The organism is Lactiplantibacillus modestisalitolerans (genome assembly GCF_005405425.1).
Lineage (GTDB): Bacteria > Bacillota > Bacilli > Lactobacillales > Lactobacillaceae > Lactiplantibacillus > Lactiplantibacillus modestisalitolerans.
Genome location: NZ_BJEA01000032.1, coordinates 1 through 5,733, shown reverse-complemented (window position 1 = coordinate 5,733; position 5,733 = coordinate 1). Strand labels below are relative to the sequence as shown.

Genomic DNA, 5,733 nt, shown 5'->3' with positions numbered 1-5,733 from the left:
TTGAAAAAAAGGCCCCAATTCGTAAGTGAATTGGAACCTCATAAAAGTACAAATCAACACCGGTTGACACAGAGCCTATTTTTTAGAAAAGGCTAGAAAGGGCTAGAAGAGAAAAAGTCTGTGCACATGAATCGCTTTGATATCACGTGATTTCAGAATTTGTAAATTTTTCTGTGCACAAGAGTACAGGATTTTTGACCCTTGATACGGCAACATTTGCACCTTGTCTGTGCACAAAATGTGCACGAGGTTGCTAAACCGACTTTGATTTAGCGTCTGTGGGTAACAACTCACTAAGGGCAGTGACGATTTGTGAATCAGTTTTGGCCTTGTATTCATTAATAAGATAAGCGTAGGTATTAGCGGTGATTGTAATATTACTATGGCCAAGATGTTTTGAAACTGCATATAGATCAATACCGTGAGATAAGAGATAAGCAACGTGGGTGTGACGGCATGAATGAAAGTGAAATCCCTGCCGTTTGATTTTACAATCTTTTAACGCACCTCGCAGGGTTTTATTGACAGCTGATGAAGTGGGAATGGTACCATATTGATTTACAAATACCAGCCCCTGACTGCCTCGATGTGAAATTTCCTTAAGAATATCAATTAACCATTTATCGACACGAATAATTCTATGTGATGATTCATTTTTTAGGTCCTGAAAATCTTGATTGGTTTCGTTCCAAGATTGTTCAATCTGAATGGTATTAAAATCATCATTGATGTTTGACCACCGTAGCCCTTCAATTTCACCGGGTCGCATTCCGGTCATTAATGCCGTGATGATCATGTATTTGCTGGTAAAGTTCTTGTTGCGGGTTTTTAGTAAGTAGTTCAATAATGTCTGCACATCAGCTTCGTTAAGGCATTCGATTTTACGAGTTCGCTTTTTATCATAAACTAAAGAAGAATTTTTAATAAAATCCTTACGAATAATCCCGTCATATATGGCGTCTTTAATGCTAGCACGAAAAAGAGAGTTCATTTTTGAGACCGTTGACTTAGCATGATCCTGGCCATAGTCTTTTAAAAATAATTGGTAACGACGCCAGTCGAGTTCATCTAGCTTAGCTTTAGGAAGATATTTTTTGAGGACGTTATGAGCCTGAATGTAGGTAAGGCGAGTACGTTCACGCACGGATGATTCTTTGTAAGTCTCGAACCAATCCCAGAAGTAATCCTTGAAATAGGGCGATTCTTTTAAAGTGAGTTCACCCGTATCACGATTAACTTCAAATTGGTTAGCGTACTCGGTGGCTTCTCTTTTAGTTTTAAAGCCACCTTGATTCTTCTGTTGACGTTCGCCAGCATCATCGTAGTAAGTGATACGTGTTTGCCACGTTTTACCGCGTTTTGTAATTGCTGCCATTGATGTTACCTCCAGTATGATATACTAAAGGAGCCATTAAGTCCTTTAGCGATTTAATTCAGGTTGAGCGTGTCTCGATATCTTGCCGGATGTGGGGGACACGCTTTTAATTAAATATAGACTTCATAGTTTTCGGGAAAATTCATATCATGAAGAATTGCAGCAAGCTCTACAGACTGAAATTTTTCAGAATATTCATTAAGAAGATGTTCGATTTCTTTTGTTAATTTAGAATAGCTTTTTTTCGTGAGAACTAGTTTTAAAGCAATGATGAGTTCGAATACACCAAGTTGACTGTTAACTTGAAGTGATTGGAGACTTAGATTGCGTTTTACACTTTGGAAGTTTGGACTACGATCAATGGACATTGAGTAGGTAATCTCACCATGTGCAACCGCATTTCTAAAATAGTTAACTAAATGATTAATAGTTTTAATCGATTTGACATCAATTTCTATATTTTGGCGGTATGAACGTTTGAATTGTTTAGAAAAGTCTTGTGCAATTTGAATTTGCAAATTAGTCTTTGAATTTTTGTAGAAATAATTCAAGTCGCCGAAAGTTAGAAAGTTTACCAACACCCACAGGGGAACTTGACCATGCCGATTAACGTAATGTTTGATTGCATTATTATTTCTTTTCCCTGAATTCTTTTTTATAGTGTTTGATAATGAACTAATAGTTCCCACAACAGAAGCAACTAAATCTGAATTTCTGGAATAATTATCCATTGCTAAGTAAGAGTGCTCCTCAGGATATTGCTCTGAAAAGCGATATGAAATTTCAGATCCCAAATGTGATTCATACTCAAGTAAATAATCATATAGAATTGAACGAAGCTTTTTATCAAAATCATAAAGGTTCTGAATTTCGCTAAATGTTGACCCAGGAATAAATCTTTCAGGATGAATAACTCTACCACGGGAGTCTTTTTGAAGGAATAAGGTTTTATATCCATTGATAATTGAATAGTAGCCAAATTGCTCTAAACTGCGCTTGGCAGAAGATGGAACAGATAATCCTCGATTTCTTAGAATAGTTAGCTGTCGATTGTGTGTTTTGAAGGGCTTGGTATTCTCTTGATTCATTACATCATCTCCTAAACAAAAACCCCAGTTCTGTGTAAGCACAGAATCTGGGGTTTCGTTAGTTCGGCACCTACTCCTCGGGCCCTCCGAACTTGATCTATGCTTAAATTATATTAGAAATTGACGATTTGTCAATTTATAGAATGCATACAATATGTAGTGTGAAATGTGAAATCTGGACGATTATTCACCTTGAAATCACTATATATTGTGCATTCTAATGTAGAAACGCTAGTAGAAACTTTAAAATTATTTTTAACACGTCCTCAACTTTGGCGAGCTGGACGTGTCTTTTTTATTTACAATTGCTGTTTTAATCGTCGTAATTGAGTACGTTCGATTTTTTCCATTAAATGAACAAGTCCAAGCGCAAAATCTTCGGATTGATCCTCGGTCAATGTAAAATCCTCAAACTTGTAACGGCCACCATTGAAATAGATTGCAATCCAATGTTTGATGGATTGCATATAATCAAGTTTGTGTGTCCCTGGAAAATATACAGCACCGTTAAGCGCCGCAATTTCTTCGACCGCATTAGCGTATTTTGACAAAACTGTATCACATCCTTATTTTACAATTTCGTGATAAATAGAATTCCATTGGTCAACGTTATCGCTTAATTCTGAACTAGATGGTTGACTATCTTTATCACCAATAAGGTAGCCGAGATAATTACGCTGCATTCTAAGAATGGTAGCAGATAAATCCCAGAAACTATTAACTTTATCAGCATAGTCTGAATCACTGCCTGGATAATTATCAGCATCTATGTAATTATTATCACACTCTGTAGCAACATTCTTTAACACAATCATTTCCTTACGAATAGCCCGTATGTTTTTACCAGGCGATTTTGATAACCGACTAACCTTAGCAGAGATACCGTCTGAATCGTCTATGCGTGCATGCATTTTTTTGACGAGAGAAACACTATTAGATTTAGTGAACTGTTGTAACTTTTTCTTTGATTCTGCCTTGCTACTTGCTAAAGTGCTACTAGATTGAGCCTTGGCTTTTGATTCTGCGTCTGCCTTTGATTTACTAACAGCGTCTTTAGATTCTTGTGTTGCCAGTTTTTGAGATTCCTTGGATGAACTTGAAGCATCCTTTTGACTAGTTTCTTTAGCAAATTCAGGCCATAACTTTTTAGCAGTAGTAATATCTTTGGTTAATTCATCCTTAGCTTTAGAGCTAGGTAGTTTATTAACTTCAGTGCTTACTGACTTGATACTGCCTAAAGTGGTTCCACCTAATAACTCAGTATGATCAGAGTCATCAAATAGGGAATCAACGTCTGTTTTAGCCTTGCTTAACGGACTAACCTTTTCCGAACTAGTACTATATTTTGTACTACTTTCAGACGATTTACTATTATCACTACAAGCGGTCAAACTAACCCCAATTAAAAGAGTAGCCCCCCAGTACTACTACTTTTTTAACATTCATTTACATATCCTCCAATGATATAATTATATTTGTAATTCAATATCATTGGTTACCGCGTCTCACTGTTACCGGCAGTGGGGCGTTTTTCTAATTGAACATTAAATCATAGAATTTATCGGGTAGACCGTATGCTAATTGGATATCTTTGAAGCTTTGAGGCCGTTCGCCATATTGTTCTTTGTAAAGGAGTAAGTTCACTGCATGCAAATAAATTAGCTTCACGTTCCATTTTGCCTTCCCAATTATTTCCAATGGTGTAGAGAGCGGCGCAGGACGTGTGATCTAATCCATGTTTTAATTCATGAGCCATCACCACATATTTTTCAGGTGATTCCCGTAATTCATCTGACAAGCCAATATAAACATCACCGCTGCTAGCGGTAGTACATAGTCCTTTAAGAGACCCCAAACTTGCGTATTCGACCGTATATCCTAAGCTGTCCGCAATATCAAAAGGATTCGATGTTCCTAATCTATCGGTTAATTGATGAACTTGCAGATACAATTTGTAACTGTTCATCAACAACACCTACTTATTATTATCATTCCGATGCTTTTGTTTATCTTCCCAGAACACACCTTCAAGGAAGGCACGAACTTTAATCTTAGTATCATCGTCCATATCCAAACCTTGAAAACCCATTGGAACATTTGAACTAAGCCACTTATCTAAATCAATCCTATCTGATTCAGTTGCCCAGTCTGGAGATTTAGTTTCTCGGCCAAGTAAATAGTCAGTGGATACGTCGAAGTAGTCGGCAAGCTCTTCTAATTTTTTTGCACTTGGGTTGGTTCTTTTTAACCTGTACAAGGTATTTTTGGAATAATCAAGATCAGATTCAACGTCATTCACAGATTTGCCCTGTTTATTTGCAAGAAATTTTATGCGCTCAAACAGTGTCATTACAAGGTTCCTCACATTTCTCAAAAGTAAAGTTAAAATAGGTGCGTAAAAATCGTTAATTATTTTATGCAAATAGTTTAATATCACTTTTCGTAAACTAATTGAATAACCAAACACGCAATATAAAAGAGCATTAACTTGACCTCGTAAATGGTGTTCCCCAACGTTTTACAGTCCAGCAATGGCTTTAATTAGGCGTATTTAACTATGCCCTAATATTAAAACATCTGCGTAAAATATGCAACGAGAATTAAAACTATTTCTATTTAGTTATCCAATTAGCTTACATACATAAACGAAAGGAGTGAATTAAATGCCAACAACATTAGCGGGACGAGAATTAATCAAGAAGTACATTGCTGACCGTGAGATTAGTATTACAAGTTTAGCAACCGTATTTGGCGTCAGCAAGATGTACATGACTCAAGTTTTAAGCAATACAAAGAAATCACCAGCAGCTAACGCCTTAGTTTTGAAAATTATTGAAGATTTTAAAATTCGACCAAACGACAACGACTAGTTAGGAGGTGAAACAAATGAATAAGGCAGTAAACCTAATTAAGATTCAAGCGAACATAATCCTGGATGGGATTTTAGATAAGTCAACTACGGTTGAAGATCTAAATTAAAATTTAACTGATTATTTTAGACGAAATCGTACATTTCAAGAGGGGTTAAATCGAGATATTTTTGCATTAATTGAACAGGTGGTCTATCAGTCTGTGGATGAGTATGTATCTAAATTAAAACTTGAGCCCTAATAAGGACTCAAGCATGTGTTAAAGGTTGCTGAAGTATGTGGAATGTATAAAGGTGTCAAGGGTAGTTATAAAGTTAGTGTTGTAGTCCCTTTGTAGTTGTCAGTTGAAATAATATAATTCAGCTGATTTACTACGGAGGGATTTTTAGATGTCACGATA

7 protein-coding genes are annotated in these 5,733 nt (G+C 36.3%); 1 reads left to right on the top strand and 6 read right to left on the bottom strand.

Annotation, left to right across the window (positions count from 1 at the left end; all coding sequences use genetic code 11):
* Positions 1 to 253: 253 nt before the first annotated feature.
* The 6 genes from FFM79_RS12510 to FFM79_RS12485 all read right to left on the bottom strand — a co-directional run bounded on the left by FFM79_RS12510 (position 254) and on the right by FFM79_RS12485 (position 4,813).
* Positions 254 to 1,375 carry a site-specific integrase gene (locus tag FFM79_RS12510; protein WP_137643794.1) on the bottom strand — a complete coding sequence of 374 codons (1,122 nt, stop codon included), beginning with the start codon at positions 1,373 to 1,375 and terminating at the stop codon, positions 254 to 256.
* A 110-nt stretch (positions 1,376 to 1,485) separates the two neighbouring features.
* On the bottom strand, positions 1,486 to 2,463 hold the full coding sequence (locus FFM79_RS12505) for an Abi family protein (protein ID WP_137643793.1): 978 nt from the start codon (positions 2,461 to 2,463) through the stop codon (positions 1,486 to 1,488).
* A gap of 299 nt (positions 2,464 to 2,762) precedes the next feature.
* Positions 2,763 to 3,014 carry a hypothetical protein gene (locus FFM79_RS12500; RefSeq protein WP_137643792.1) on the bottom strand — a complete coding sequence of 84 codons (252 nt, stop codon included), beginning with the start codon at positions 3,012 to 3,014 and terminating at the stop codon, positions 2,763 to 2,765.
* 15 nt (positions 3,015 to 3,029) lie between these two features.
* Complete coding sequence (locus FFM79_RS12495; RefSeq protein WP_137643791.1) at positions 3,030 to 3,854, bottom strand: toxin Cry1Ac domain D-VI-related protein; 825 nt, start codon at positions 3,852 to 3,854, stop codon at positions 3,030 to 3,032.
* Positions 3,855 to 4,021: 167 nt separating this feature from the next.
* A complete protein-coding gene (locus FFM79_RS12490) occupies positions 4,022 to 4,429 on the bottom strand; it encodes an ImmA/IrrE family metallo-endopeptidase (protein WP_225424457.1) in 408 nt (135 codons plus the stop codon).
* Between the two features lie 9 nt (positions 4,430 to 4,438).
* Positions 4,439 to 4,813 (bottom strand): helix-turn-helix domain-containing protein, encoded by a 375-nt coding sequence (locus tag FFM79_RS12485; protein WP_137643790.1) that lies wholly within the window; start codon positions 4,811 to 4,813, stop codon positions 4,439 to 4,441.
* 313 nt (positions 4,814 to 5,126) lie between these two features.
* On the opposite strand from FFM79_RS12485, the gene FFM79_RS12480 reads away from it, so the two are divergent.
* Positions 5,127 to 5,333 (top strand): XRE family transcriptional regulator, encoded by a 207-nt coding sequence (locus FFM79_RS12480; protein WP_137643789.1) that lies wholly within the window; start codon positions 5,127 to 5,129, stop codon positions 5,331 to 5,333.
* Positions 5,334 to 5,733 lie beyond the last annotated feature (400 nt).

What these genes read in the sequence shown, in the direction of transcription:
- FFM79_RS12505 (WP_137643793.1), bottom strand. Translation starts at nt 2,463, where the DNA reads ATGAATCAAGAGAATACCAAGCCCTTCAAAACACACAATCGACAGCTA.
- FFM79_RS12490 (WP_225424457.1), bottom strand. Translation starts at nt 4,429, where the DNA reads ATGAACAGTTACAAATTGTATCTGCAAGTTCATCAATTAACCGATAGA.
- FFM79_RS12485 (WP_137643790.1), bottom strand. Translation starts at nt 4,813, where the DNA reads ATGACACTGTTTGAGCGCATAAAATTTCTTGCAAATAAACAGGGCAAA.
- FFM79_RS12480 (WP_137643789.1), top strand. Translation starts at nt 5,127, where the DNA reads ATGCCAACAACATTAGCGGGACGAGAATTAATCAAGAAGTACATTGCT.
- FFM79_RS12510 (WP_137643794.1), bottom strand. Translation starts at nt 1,375, where the DNA reads ATGGCAGCAATTACAAAACGCGGTAAAACGTGGCAAACACGTATCACT.